Source organism: Microbulbifer sp. ABF4_148 (genome assembly GCF_056158985.1).
In genome coordinates this window covers 2,965,937-2,978,839 of sequence record NZ_JBSWUI010000001.1, presented here as the reverse complement: position 1 = coordinate 2,978,839, position 12,903 = coordinate 2,965,937, and the positions used below count along the sequence as shown (strand labels likewise).

General features: G+C 54.4%; 11 protein-coding genes. 10 read left to right on the top strand and 1 reads right to left on the bottom strand.

The window, feature by feature from the left end:
• The first annotated feature begins 5 nt into the window (after positions 1–5).
• The 10 genes from ACXAD0_RS13045 to ACXAD0_RS13000 all read left to right on the top strand — a co-directional run bounded on the left by ACXAD0_RS13045 (position 6) and on the right by ACXAD0_RS13000 (position 9,752).
• On the top strand, positions 6–1,334 hold the full coding sequence (locus ACXAD0_RS13045; protein WP_475088917.1) for a DUF2157 domain-containing protein: 1,329 nt from the start codon (positions 6–8) through the stop codon (positions 1,332–1,334).
• Positions 1,327–1,860 (top strand): GDYXXLXY domain-containing protein, encoded by a 534-nt coding sequence (locus ACXAD0_RS13040; protein ID WP_475088916.1) that lies wholly within the window; start codon positions 1,327–1,329, stop codon positions 1,858–1,860. Before ACXAD0_RS13045 ends, ACXAD0_RS13040 begins: the two co-directional genes overlap by 8 nt.
• An 81-nt stretch (positions 1,861–1,941) precedes the next feature.
• Positions 1,942–2,562 carry a lysostaphin resistance A-like protein gene (locus ACXAD0_RS13035; protein WP_475088914.1) on the top strand — a complete coding sequence of 207 codons (621 nt, stop codon included), beginning with the start codon at positions 1,942–1,944 and terminating at the stop codon, positions 2,560–2,562.
• Positions 2,563–3,031: 469 nt separating this feature from the next.
• Positions 3,032–3,835 (top strand): class I SAM-dependent methyltransferase, encoded by an 804-nt coding sequence (locus ACXAD0_RS13030; RefSeq protein ID WP_475088913.1) that lies wholly within the window; start codon positions 3,032–3,034, stop codon positions 3,833–3,835.
• A gap of 27 nt (positions 3,836–3,862) precedes the next feature.
• Positions 3,863–5,236, top strand: a complete 1,374-nt coding sequence (locus ACXAD0_RS13025) for a BCD family MFS transporter (RefSeq protein ID WP_475088912.1) — start codon at positions 3,863–3,865, stop codon at positions 5,234–5,236.
• A 33-nt stretch (positions 5,237–5,269) separates the two neighbouring features.
• Positions 5,270–6,679, top strand: coding sequence for a BCD family MFS transporter (locus ACXAD0_RS13020; protein ID WP_475088911.1), 1,410 nt, complete (start codon positions 5,270–5,272; stop codon positions 6,677–6,679).
• Between the two features lie 31 nt (positions 6,680–6,710).
• Positions 6,711–6,950: a Trm112 family protein gene (locus ACXAD0_RS13015; RefSeq protein WP_475088910.1), complete on the top strand. Its 240-nt coding sequence runs from the start codon at positions 6,711–6,713 to the stop codon at positions 6,948–6,950.
• 47 nt (positions 6,951–6,997) lie between these two features.
• Entirely contained in the window at positions 6,998–8,110 is a 1,113-nt protein-coding gene (locus ACXAD0_RS13010; RefSeq protein ID WP_475088908.1) for a hypothetical protein, read from the top strand.
• Positions 8,111–8,127: 17 nt separating this feature from the next.
• Positions 8,128–8,754 carry a hypothetical protein gene (locus ACXAD0_RS13005; protein ID WP_475088907.1) on the top strand — a complete coding sequence of 209 codons (627 nt, stop codon included), beginning with the start codon at positions 8,128–8,130 and terminating at the stop codon, positions 8,752–8,754.
• Positions 8,751–9,752 carry an adenosine kinase gene (locus ACXAD0_RS13000; RefSeq protein ID WP_475088906.1) on the top strand — a complete coding sequence of 334 codons (1,002 nt, stop codon included), beginning with the start codon at positions 8,751–8,753 and terminating at the stop codon, positions 9,750–9,752. Before ACXAD0_RS13005 ends, ACXAD0_RS13000 begins: the two co-directional genes overlap by 4 nt.
• Before the next feature lie 393 nt (positions 9,753–10,145).
• Here the strand turns inward: ACXAD0_RS13000 and ACXAD0_RS12995 are convergent, their stop codons facing one another.
• On the bottom strand, positions 10,146–12,731 hold the full coding sequence (locus ACXAD0_RS12995) for a TonB-dependent receptor (RefSeq protein WP_475088905.1): 2,586 nt from the start codon (positions 12,729–12,731) through the stop codon (positions 10,146–10,148).
• Between the last annotated feature and the right edge of the window lie 172 nt (positions 12,732–12,903).

The window sequence follows — 12,903 nt, the reverse complement described above, 5'->3', positions numbered from 1 at the left end:
ATTTCATGCGCTTACTGCGTCTTTTCAAGCAAGACCTGGCTCGCGAGGCCTCGGTGTGGGTGAACGATGGTGTGATTCGGGAGGATCAGGCGATCGCAATTTGCGCCCGGTACGGCATCGACTATCGCGACCGAACCCAGCAGAGTTATGCCTACTCTGTTTTGCTGGCCTTGGCCTATCTGTTTATCGGCTTGGCGGTGATCACGCTGATTGGGGCGAACTGGGACGAGATACCGCGGGCCCTGCGCATGGGCGGGCTGATTGCGGTGACGGCGGTCTGTCAATCGATTGCCTATCGCCATTACGTCAGTGGTCGCGAAAACAGCGCGATAGGGCTGTTCCTTCTGGGCAACTTGCTTTTTGGGGCGTCTATTATTCTGATCGCCCAGATCTATCATCTTGGAGAGTACATGCCCGATGGGGTTTTGTGGTGGGCATTGGGCTGCTTCCCTGTGGTGTTGATTACACGTAACCCCTGGCTTGCATTACAGATGGGCGTGTTGGCGCTAATCTGGTTCTTTCTTGAGGTCAGTTTCGGTTTCTATCCGGTACTCTTCCCGCTGTTCCTGCTTGCAATGCTTTTTGTTCTTCTCCGCGGTGCGTCCAGTAATCTGCTGCTGTTGTTTTTTCTCGTCAGTGCTGGCTTCTGGCTTGAGTACTCGCTATCAGCACTCTGGCATCATGACGGCCAGGGGTTCCGGTATACGATGGGGGAGGAAAACCTGGTTGTTGCCGCAGGGCTGTTCCTGTTCCTGCAGGGCTTCAGTCATTGGCTCGCTACGCGTCACGCGTCTGCGGCGGCCGACTACGCAACAGTGATATCACTCTGGGCACTGCGATTTGGCATTGTGATCTTGCTGGTATTCAGTTTTGAGACCCCCTGGCGCTGGCTCCTGGATGCAGACTGGCGCCACCAGGTGGGTATGTGGATCGCCCTGGGGTTATTGGGTGGAGCCGGCATTCTGTTTTCCGCCAGGGCTGGCCGCTGGCTGAGCAGTTTGGTGCTAACGCTTTTTCTGTGGGGGAGCGTGGCGGCCGTGGTATTTCTGGGGGATACGACGCTCGCAGCGGGATTTCAGGTTGCCGGTAATCTGTGTCTCGTGGTCACGGCTATCTGGCTGATCGTCAGAGGCGTACAGGATGGTATCTCGCACTATTTTTTCCTCGGTGTCGCGGTTCTCTTACTGACTGCGCTCCTGCGTTATATCGACTTGATCGGAGACTATATCGGAGCGGCGATCTTGTTCCTTGTTTTTGCGGGGCTGCTCATAGGCGCTGCAAAGTTCTGGCGGAGTAATCGTGAAGCAGACAGTGGGAGTGCGGGTAATGTCTAGGGCATTAAAAATTTCGCTGTTTGTCTCGATCTTTTTTCAGTTAGTGATTTTGCTGGGGATGTATGTGCGCGCTCAGGTACCGTTATGGACAGGCACTGAGATTCGGTTAGAGACAGTGCCGGTTGATCCTCGCTCTATGTTTCGTGGTAACTATGCACGCCTGGACTACGTCATCTCCCGTATTCCGGCCAGTATGATCCATACCGATAAACACATTCGTGAGGGAGAACGTGTCTTTGTCTCACTCGAGCCATCGCCCAATGGCGTGTACCAGTTAAAAGGGGCTTCTCTTACCGAGCCGGAATCTGGATTCTATTTACGGGGGAGGATTACCGACATCAGGGACTCCGGTTGGCGCAATGACCATGACCGGGCTGGGTTAGAGTACGGCGTACGCTACGGTATAGAGGCCTTTTTTGCGCCCAAGGAAAAGGCCTTAAAGCTGGAAGAGTATCTGGGGCGGCCGCGTTTCGCGCTTGTGATGGTGTCCCACACCGGGCGCGCACGTCTCAAAGATGTCCAGTAGCGGCCATACCAGTGAGGACCCTGCATCGGTAGATGATCACCAGGCAATAACAGCATTTTCCGGCGAGGAGCGCTAACCGATATGCAAAGCCAGTCCATTTCTGACAGAGAACGAAGCAGGATCTTTCTTCTCGTGGTGGCGAGTGAGTTGGTCCTCGTGCTATTGGCCCTACTGGGATGTATCCTTCTGGATGTGCCTCTCTATTGGTCGGGAGGTGCTGGATTGGCGGCGCCACAGACAGTGGGCTCCGTACTCGTTGCGATCATCGCAGCAATAGCCAGTTTCTGTCTGCTTTGTGCTCTCCTCCGTTTAGATTCAGGTGTGGGGGAGAGGCTGCGTCGATTGCTCGACAGGATCGCGCCAGTGTTCGCGGGTTTCCGCTGGTGGCAAATAGCCGTTGTGGCACTGTTGGCAGGATTTGCTGAGGAATTATTTTTCCGGGGATTTCTTCAGTCGTGGTTAGGCAGTTTCTTACTTCTTCCGATTGCTATTCTTCTGCCGGCCTTCGTTTTCGGCCTGGCCCATGCGCTGTCCTGGGGTTACTTTATCTCCACCTTTCTGGTCGGATTGGTTCTGGGCATTCTCTACGCGGTTTACCCGGCCTTGCTGCCACTCATGGTCTGGCATGGACTTTACGATTTTCTGGCGCTCGCGCTCCTCGCGAAAGGGGTGGGTTACTCGAAGGGCCTAAGGGTGGAGTGACGAGAAGTTAACCACCTGGAGCCTGCTGTCGACAGGCCCATTGCTTTCCATCCTGAGTAGCCGGTGGTAATTGCCGGCGATAGAAGTTCTTGGGTGGTTGCCGATGATCACCCGTATCCACTGCGCCAGTTTTTTGAAACCCATCGGTCATTGATCGTACCTGTCTTTCCCTGCACGCAGCCCCATCGAATTGACTTTTAACATTCCCGTTTGGGGCTACCTGTGCTTACGTGGTGGATATGTCGGGGGCTTGGTTGAATCCCGTCTCTGGCAAAGCCCGATGATTGTGAATAAAGAAAGGAGCACGCGGGACGGTGCGGGTTCAAAAGCGAACTATCCGTTCTCGGCGCCCTTGCAACTGATTGATTTTTATCAAAAAAGCAAGCTATATCAAAATTTTTCGATATTCTTCAAAAATGAATTGGGTTAAGGTTCAGCAAGAACAAAAAACATGGCCCGGGAGTTGGCAATGAGCAAAGCGTATAACGAAATGTCCTATGTCGAAGTGGCTGCGATCTACAACGACATCAATAATATTCCGCTGGATGCAGCAGAAGCCCTCGGTAATGCAGCCGCTGAGCTGGTCGGAGAAGGGGCCACCATTATGGACTTTGGTGGTGGTGCTGGTCGGATTTCCGTGCCCATTGCCGCGCATACGAAAATGATCGCCATGGACATTGAGCATCACATGCTCAAGGCATCAAAGAAACTAGCAGAAGATCGCAATATTCCTGCTCGTCAGACGGTTGGTACTGTGTTGCAGACGCCGTTCGCGACCAACACCTTTGATGCGGTGATTACCACCAATGTTTTGCATCAGGTGGAATTCTGGCGTGAAGCGCTGAAGGAAGCCTCGCGCGTGCTGAAGCCGGAAGGTCTGTTCATCATTGGTCGAGACGTCCTGGACGAAGAGTCGAAAGTGGGCATTCTCCGCGGTCAATCGCGCATGTTTACCGGGGATATCGCACCGGAGATGGTACCGACTGATGCGGCGGGCCCGGCGCTGTTTATGGAAATTCAAAAGCTGGGCGGGCAAATGTCCCGGCCGGTAGTGGGCTGCCAGTGGGTTGAGAAAGTTTCTGTTGCGCAGATTCTCGATCGAATGGAGCAGGGTGTTCACAACGAAACCTGGAGCCTGACCCGTGAGCAAATTGATGCCTTGATGGCCAAGGTGCGCCCCTGGGCTGAGGAACAGTTCGGCGATATCCATCAAGTTGAAGACGTAAAGTGGGAGTTCCATTTGTACCCCATCGCCGGAATGGGCGGTAAGTAAGACAAAACTAGAAAAGCAGGGGGCGGAATGGAAAAGTTATTACTGGTCGTGAGGGCCTTGCAGCTAACCCTTCCCAGGGCGGCTGCCGGATGGCTATTCGCGTTGTTAAGCAGCAACTTCAATCGAATTGCCATTTACGAGCTGGGTATTGCTGCTGTCGTTATTACCACGCTGTTGGGCCTCTATCATTTCCTGTCTCCGTTCCAGGTGATCTATGGGCGAATTTCGGATCGGGTGCCGATATTTGGTTTTCACCGCAGCCCCTATGTCTTTATGGGAATGGTGATCTCGGCCATCGCCGTAGCCGCTTTGCCTTATATTGTCGTGCCGATGTCGCAAACGCCCGATCAGTTTTACGGGATGAACTTCCCGTACGTGACCTACGTGATTGCGTTTATTGTGCTGGTGTTCTTTGGCATCGGGTTTGCGATGGCGGGCGCCAATCATCTGGCGCTTGTTGCCGAGGTCATTCCCGAGCGGGGCAGGGGACTCGTCACCGCCCTTATCTGGACAATGTTGATTGTCGGCATGATCGCTTCTCTGCAGTTTATTCGCAGCTATATGCCGGAATACGACGAAGAGAAAATGCGTTCGCTCTACATGCTATCGATTCCTGTCGTCGCGATCGTGACCTTGTTGGGATTGATCGGTGTTGAGCGTCGGGTTGGCAAAGGTGATGTACTCGATGCCGGCTCCAAACTCGAGGCAGAAGAGCACGGCAGCCTGAAAGACTTTGCGGTCGATGTGGTTCGCAATTCGACGGTGCGCAATTTCTTCCTGTTTATCTTCCTGTTTATGTTCGGTTACAGCCTGCAGGACAACATCCTCGAGGTATTTGGTGCGGAAGTGCTGAATATGACCGTGGGTGAAACCGGACGATTCCAGCAGATCTGGGGTGCAGGGGCGATCGTCGGCATGTTTATGATGGGAGCGCTGGTTTTCCGTGGCGGGATTTCCAAGCTCACTGCTATTACCTTCGGTATTAGCGGAATTGTGCTCTCCTTTTTTGGTCTCGCCTACGGCGCCTATCAGGCCTCCGCAGAGGTGGTGAACTTTTCCCTGGTGGCATTCGGGTTTTTCAATGGATTCGCTTTGGTCGGAACCCTCACCAGCATGATGGAATTCACTACAGACCGGGAGCGCGGTGCCTACATCGGTCTCTGGGGGCTGGCAATTGCCTTTGCCAACGGCCTCGCTTCCATTGCCGGGGGCCAGATGGTGACATCGTTGATCGAGAGTGGATTGATGAGCGCGTCCGATGGCTTTGGGGCGATTTTTATTGCCGAAGGGATTATCAGTTTGCTGAGCCTGTATTTCTTGTGGCAGGTCAATGTGGAAGGTTTCCGGAAAACCATTAGTAAAGATGGCCTGAGCAATGCGATGGCTGCGGATATGGGCTGATTGAGCCCCCAATAATAAAAAGGGTATAGCGCAATGAAAGTCAGTGAAGGACAGGCCAAGTTGCAGTTTACACTGCAAAAAATCGCCATCGCCTGGAGTTTCTGTATGGTGGTGACGAGCTTTAACCGCGTCGCCATAATTGAAATGGGCCTTCCGGCCGCGATTATCTCTCTATTGATCGGTGTGTACACGTTGTTTGGCCCGATTCAGCCTATTATCGGGCGGATGTGTGAGCGCTGGCCGATCTTTGGCTATCGCCGCACGCCATATATGATTCTGGGTACCCTCCTGGGCAGCCTTGCCTTTCCGTTGATGCCGGGTGTCCTGGTAGATATGCAGTCAGGTAGCACCGTTGCTTATTTCTATTGTTTCCTGCTGTTTTGTGCCTTTGGTATCTGTATTGCGATGCAGGCCAATGTGTTCCTCGATCTGCTCAATGATGTCACCACAAAAGAGAGTCGCTCCAGAGTTGTGACGCTGACCTGGACGGTACAGGCGTTTGCGATGGCCGGTTGGGCATGGGTGTTTGCCATACTGATGCCAGAGTACAGCCTGGAAGCCATGCAGAATCTCTACAACTTGTCCCCTGTGGTGATGATCGGCATTACGATTCTTGGTCTGATCAAACTGGAAACCCGCCTGACCCCTGAACAACGCAACGACATTAAGGTCAATCCGCCGAAGCCGGTAAAACTGCTCGAGCCGATGAAGGAGTCCATGGCGGTGCTTAGCTACAACCGTCACGCGCTGCTGTTTTTTGTCTTTATCATTTTCTCCCTGCTGTCTGTGTTCCTGCAGGATATGTTGCAAGAGCTTTGGGCGTATGACCTGTTCGGTATGGCCGCGGGCGAGTCAACCATCTATCAGCGTTTCTACAACGGTATCCAGACCTTTGGCATGGCGGCCTGTGGAATCTTTGTCGGTGTGATGGCGAAAAAGCGTCGCGCTGCCAAGGAGGCAGCCGGACTGTCGACCGATGGCGACAAAACCCTGCCAATGGACTTTGGCAAACAGCTGCTGGCTGTGGGCGCCGCCCTGTCAATTCTCGGCTTCGCCTTGTTGGCCTGGGCATCCTGGCTGCAGAACCTGACTTTGTTTAATGCCCTGTACTGCTTCAGTGCTTTCTCTCTGGGCTTGCTGGTATTCCCATCCATCAGTTTCATGGCCGATATGACCGTTGAAGGGCAAGAGAGTAAGTATCTTGGCCTATGGAGTCTCGCGCAGGTTATTGGTCTGTTCCTGTCATTTACCGTCAGCGGGGCTTTGTATTCGGCACTGGTCGAAAGCCAGTGGCTGACGGCAAATATCGCGTTCGCACTGATTTTTGTTCTTCAGGCATTGATGGTGGTGGTCAGCTTCCTGGTGGTTCGTGGTGTCACGATCGAGGGGCTACAAGGCTCCGCCCGTGAAGATCTGGATATTCCTGACGCTGTTCAGGCTTGATTCGCTCAACAATTAATAAGAGATGCAATAAATGAAAACCAAAGATTACCTCGATATTCTCCGTTGCCCGCACTGCACCTCAGAGGACAAAGGTGTATTGAGTGAAGCAAAAGAGGGCTGGTTAGCGTGTGGCGATTGTGGTCGTCAGTATCCGATGGTTGCCGGCATTCCGGTCATGCTGCCCGAAGAAGGTGACAAGTGGCAGGGAGTGGCTGCGGCTGACCTCCCGAAGATTGAAGATCACAACCGTTTTGTGAGCGCGGCAGATTAACAGCGGGTTATCAAAGCCCCTACCTAGGCAGCATGAGGTAATTGATTATGTGGAAGACTGATTTATTCCCGACCCAGTTGGTCGGGAGCTATGTTAAGCCCCAGTGGCTGGCAGACCACAGTAAGGTATACCAGAAAGAGGGCACCTGGTGGAATGTGGACAAGGATCTGTTGCCTCAGGCAATTGATGATGCGGTGCGCCTTGCGATCTACGATCAGAATCTCGCAGGTATAACCTTTGCAACGGATGGCGAAGTGCGTCGGCAGACCTTCAGTGGTCACTTCTACAATCTGAACGGGATTGATCAGGAGCAGCCGGAAGAGTTCACTAACTTCCATAATGATATTACGGAATATCTCAAGATGAAGCAGAAGGCGACCAATATCGGCGCCGATCTGGAGAAAGATGAAAAGCCAAAGGAGCCGATGAAGGTTCTGTTTCCGGCTGTGCGAGAGAAGATCCAGTGGCCCGGTCCGATGGTGGTCAGCGATATTCCGTTCCTCAAGCGTTATGCCACCAATCGCAGTAAGATTACCGTGATTGGCCCGGTCACGCTGTCCTATCGCCTTGTCGATATGGGGGTTTACCCGAATCACGCGGAATTGTGCTTTGCAATTGCGGATGCACTGAACCAGGAGCTGAAAGCGCTCGCTGCTGCCGGTGTAGACCTGATTCAGATCGATGAGCCGGAAGTACACTTCCGCTACAGTCAGTGCCAGGACTTTGCGGTGGAGGCGATCAATCGCATGGTTCGTGGCGTCGACTGTATGACGTCAGTGCATGTCTGCTACGGATACTCTAAGAACATCGCGCTCAAGGAGCCGAGTCCGATCTATCCGAAGGCGGTTTCGCTCATCGCGGAGTCTGATATTGACGCTATCCATACTGAATACGCACAACCCGGGCATACCCCTGATTTCTTGCAGTCGGTCGGCAACAAGGCCGTTGCCATCGGTGTCCTCAACCTGGACCCGCAGGGTGAAGTTGAGGAAATCGAGGGAGTCCGCAAGCTGATTATTGATGCGATGGAAGTGATTCCCAAGGAGCGCATCAGCCTGGCGCCGGACTGTGGGATGTGGTTCCTGGAACGCGACTTTGCTTTCCGTAAGCTGAGATCCATGTGTCTCGCAGCGGAATCCCTGCGTAATCAGTTTGGTTGATTATGGAATCAGTGCCGATGCAGTCCGTGATGAACGATGAGGAACTTCGGTCCCACGTATGCTGGTTGCAGATGCGTCTCAGCCCGGGTGCCGAAATAGGTCCCGGGCAGATCCAGGTGCAGGTCTATCGGGACTCTGCTGATCTGTCGGTGCTCGACCGTCTCGATCAGTGTTTTCGCGACCAGGCCCCGTTACCTGACTATAATCCGGACAGCTACACTGCCTTTATCCTGAGCAAGCCTGGATTTACCGCAGGGGTCATCCAGGCCCATGCATTGGTTTGTCTCGACCTGGACGGCCGGGCTACAGGCGAAGTGTGGCTCAAGCTGAAATCTTCTGCTGCGTTGCAGGCGGCTTATGGCGGCGAGGGGGGCAATCTGGCATCGCTTATCCAGCCGCTGGAGCGTCGTCTGCTCGGTAGTCGACATACGCTCCAGCCTGTGTTGACCGCAGTTGAGCAGGGTCCTGAGTGGCTGAAATCTCCTGTCGAGGTTACGGACGAAGGGCAAGTGCGCTTGCCGATGCTCGAGACGCCGTTGGACGTCCCCGAACGTTTTGCCGGCCATTGCTATGTCAAACTGGTGACGGCCGATCACCCCATGTGGAGAGGCGCAACTGCACTTCACCGAGAGGAAAATGAATGAGTAAGTATCAAGTCTATGGTGTGGGTGCCGCACTCGTGGATACGGAAATTGAGGTATCGGATCAGGATCTCAATGCCCTGAATGTTGAGAAAGGCCTGATGACACTGGTCGACAGCGATCGCCAAAACGAGCTGGTGTCGCAGCTTGAAGGGCATCTGGTTGCAGCAAAGCGCGCGAGCGGTGGCTCTGCAGCCAATACCATCATTGCGGCCAGCTATTTCGGCGCGAAGACGTTTTATAGCTGTAAAGTGGCTGCCGACGAGAATGGTGATTTCTATCTCGGTGACCTTCAGGATGCAGGTGTCGACTACCATCGTGAATTGTCACGCGAAGCGGGTGATACCGGCAAATGCCTGGTGATGATCACTCCCGATGCCGAACGCACGATGAACACATATCTGGGCGTCAGTGAAACGCTCTCCGTTGCGGAGTTGCACCCGGAAGCGATTGCGGCGTCCGAATATGTCTACCTGGAAGGCTACCTGGTGACCTCGGAAACTGGTCGTGCAGCGGCGATCGAGGCACGCAAGCTGGCGCAGCAAGCCGGCGTAAAAGTGGCATTGAGCCTTTCCGATCCCGGAATCGTGAAGTTTTTCCGTGATGGCCTGGAAGAGATGCTGGGCGGTCGTATTGATCTGTTGTTTTGTAACCAGGAAGAGGCCCTGGGCTTCACCGGTGCGGAGTCATTGGATGAAGCGGTTGAGCGCCTGAGAGGCTATGCGGATACCTTTGCGATAACCCTCGGTGCTGACGGTGCCCTGGTCTGTGAAGGCGATCGGGTGGAGCGGGTCGCTTCCTCATCCGTCAAAGCGGTGGATACCAATGGTGCCGGCGACATGTTTGCGGGCGCTTTCCTGTATGCGATCACCAAAGGGCAGGATTTGGTCACCGCCGCCGCATTGGGCAACAAAGCGGCTGGCAAGGTCGTTTCTCAGTTTGGTCCTCGCCTGAAGGCTGCGCAGCATCAAGAGATACTTACGGAGTTGACGCCCGCCTGATGTTTCCACCGGGCGGCATACTGCGTGCTGCCCGGTTTGATATCTTCTTCTCTTCCTACCTCTCCCTCTCTTTGCGTTCCTCAGTTTTTCTCCGGTTTGCTTGCCTGCGATTCAGCGCTTACTTTGTTCTAAGATATTTTCACTGCGCCTGTTTCGCGATGCTGGATCGATCCAGATCATCGAGCGTCTGTTGCGGTTAGTGCGTATCGGATCCTGTCTTGTCGAAGTGTTAGCAAGCGAGAGAATGCTGCGGCCGATGCTCAGCTGGCACGAGATATGAGGAGGAAGGACAGGAGGGCTCGTTGTTTGGCCGGAACGGGGGCGTTCACAGGAGGGGAAAGTTAGGGCAAAAAAATACCCGCCGAAGCGGGTATTTCGATGGGGATGGCGCCCTTAGAAACGATAGCCAAGCGATACGCTGGTCATACGTCCCATCCGGTTAACAATCGCCGGAGCCTGTTGCTGTGTCCAGATGTACGGACGATAAGCACTGGAAGGCGTGTCGTCATCGAGAACGTTCTTGACGGACAGCTTTCCGTACCAGCTTTCGCTTTCTACGCCCGCCAGGAAGTTGACATCCCAGTGGGAATCAACCCAGAGCGTGTTCACGGTGTTGATATAACGCTTATCTTTCCACACCGAGCTGAAGTCCGCGTAGAGCTCAGTTCCGCCGGCCATGAAGTGGCTAAAGCGGAAGCCCGCATTGAAGGTGTTACGATAGTTGTTGATCATCTCTTTACCGGAGAGGTCACCATCGGACACCATCAGATTGCTCATTACTTCACAGCCACCACCCGCAACGGCGAAGCAGAAGGGGTAGGGGGTCGCATCCAGATCCATGTTTTCATAGTCGACCAGGCCGAATGACACGCTCTGGAAGCCCTTTTTCACCTCTGCATCGTTGAACGTATACGCGGCATGGAAAGCCCAGCTGTCGCTGATCTGGAAAGCAGTCTCAACTTCAACCCCGTTGATCTCCACTTCACCCAGGTTGGTTACGATGGCTGACGGAATCGTCGCTCCGTTGCTGAACTGGGAGAAGGTGCGCAGATGCTGATCCTGCCAGTCAACCCGGTAAGCTGCGATGTTCATGTAGCCGCGGCCATCCAGAACAGTGCGCTTTGCGCCCAGTTCGTAGGTGATGTTGGTTTCCGGTGCGTAGGTTTGTTCCGACTCAATCGGGGTACCGCCGTTAATACCGCCAGACTTGGTACCTTTGCCGACGTTCATGTAGAAGTTCGTATAATCGTCAAAGATATAGGTAGCGATCAGACGGGGAGACACCCAGTCCCAGCTGCCTTCACTCACGCCGGCGGCGCCGGTAAAGTGCAGGACGTTGTCTGCGATTTTCTCTTCTTCGGTGTAGCGCGCCTCGAAGCCAACATTCAGGCGATCGGTCACGTCGTAGGCGACAGAAGCGAATACGGATCGGACCTCGGTGCTGTGGTTGGTCTGGGTAATCCGCTGCGGCTGGCCATCTTCGGTCAATGCCAGAATAGACGACTGAATAGAAGCAGTATTGATCGCATCCACCGCCGGGTTGCCACTATCGGCGGGCAGGGCACTGGAGGTAAGCCACTGATCCAGTTCAATATCCGCATACATCAGTCCAGCACTCCACTGCCATGGGCTATCGCCATTGGACTGGATGCGGAATTCCTGACTGAATTCCTTACGGTCATCGTTTGGCTGGCCGCCATAGTTATAGGCATTCACACCCAGCAGGTAAGCGGTTGTGGTCGGACCCAGAGCCAGGGAAGTAATGTAGTTCGGCATCAGCTCGGTCGGCGTGACCGGGCCAAAACCGGTGTCTACTGGAATCACCGGTGCAAACACCATGGTCGCGCCCGCGTAGGCATTGGCAAAGCCCTGCAGGGAGCGGGTTTCGGTCTCTGATGTTGCGGTGATGGAAGTCAGCGTGAACCCGTCCAGATCCAAAGTGGAGGTCAGGTTAAAGCGATCAGACTTGTTGGTAACACCGAATGCGTTGCCCGCGAATCCATCAGGGTCGGCGGCAACGGCTTCGCCGTAGTAAGCGGTCGGGGCACCGGTGACAGCGGCCATTCCGGCAGGCGTCAGTGTATTGATGCCCGGTGTGTAATGTACGCCGGGAATCAGGAAGGGGGCACCGCCCGTGAGGGCCGTATTGATTTCTGCTGGATGCTCGGCGTTATTGGCTATTTCGTAGCCGGCGTTGTGGTGCTCCTGCATGTCGACGTGCGTCGCAGAGAAGTCAAACTCCAGGTTGTCGAGCGGCGTAAACAGCACGCGTACACGCTGTGACTCGTTGTCGATAGCGCCCAGATAGGTATCGCCCTGCTCGAAGGTGGATCCGCTCTCGGAATCCACCATGTCCACGCTGAATGCCAATTTGTCACCCAGTGGCATGGCCAGGCTGGCCTTGATGCCCTGCTGACCCTCGGCGCCGGCGGTGATTTCAGTCGTTGCCTCAAATTCCTGGCCAGGCTTGCGGGTGATGTAGTTCATCGCACCGGAGAAGGCATTGCGACCATAGATGGCGGACTGCGGTCCGCGGACGACTTCCACGCGCTCCAGCCCCATCATCGGGATAAAGGACGCTGCGCGGCCAGACATGTAGACACCGTCCACAAATACTGCCACGTTGGTATCGTCACCGATCAAGCCGGGCTGGCTCATACCGCGAATAGTGACGGAGCCGGTGGCCATGGTGCCGGAGGAATCGTAAACAAGGCCGGGTGAATTGCGTACGACGTCACGCACGTCCTGCATGCCCGAGCGCTCGATATCTTTTGCCGAGAAGGCATTGATGGCCACAGGAATCTCCTGCAGGGTCTCGGTCCGGTTACGGGCGGTTACGGTGACTTCTTCGAGAACGGGGCCGCTATCGGCAGAAGTGACGGTGTTCTCCTGTTCTGCGTCAGATAATGCGAGAACAGGGGTGGAAAAGCTTGCGGCCAGAATTGCAGTGTAGAGAGGTTGCTGCTTGAATCGGTACATATATCCCTCCAAAGATACATGGGCTCAATTATGTTTATTGAGTTGGCTCCGTATGGTTGGCAACAACCTCAAGGGCAAAGGTTCGAACCACGAGTGATCCAATGTCCCTTTGCTGACGTACCTTACGGAAGGTCTTTAAAAAGCCCTCCATAAAGCTATCAAGGCTAAAAAG